Origin of the sequence: Secundilactobacillus silagincola (assembly GCF_002583405.1) — a bacterium.
GTDB classification, from domain to species: domain Bacteria; phylum Bacillota; class Bacilli; order Lactobacillales; family Lactobacillaceae; genus Secundilactobacillus; species Secundilactobacillus silagincola.
On the sequence record NZ_BCMJ01000053.1, the window covers coordinates 1 to 277 of the forward strand.

Genomic DNA, 277 nt, shown 5'->3' on the forward strand with positions numbered 1-277 from the left:
AGCTTGCGTCCCTTCGGGATCGTTCTTAGCAGGATCACCAGGATCGCCTTTCGTGTAAGTAGCCTGGTTCTTCGTGTAGTGAACCGTCCGGGTGACCGTAGTGGTATAACCCTCATCACCTGGTTTGCCGGCATCTGTAACCGCCTTAAAGTCTGCACTGCTGTAAGCACCACCGTTATCTACCGTGTTCTGGAACCCTTTAACAGCAGTTGCTGCGGCGGTTAATTCAGGCACTAATTCACTCCCAGTGCCACCATCAACTGTCCAGTCGGTATAT

At 52.0% G+C, this 277-nt stretch carries 1 protein-coding gene; it reads right to left on the reverse strand.

The features are described from left to right. Nucleotides 1–277: hypothetical protein (locus CES82_RS12605; RefSeq protein ID WP_180245752.1), on the reverse strand; the 277-nt coding region annotated here is incomplete at both ends.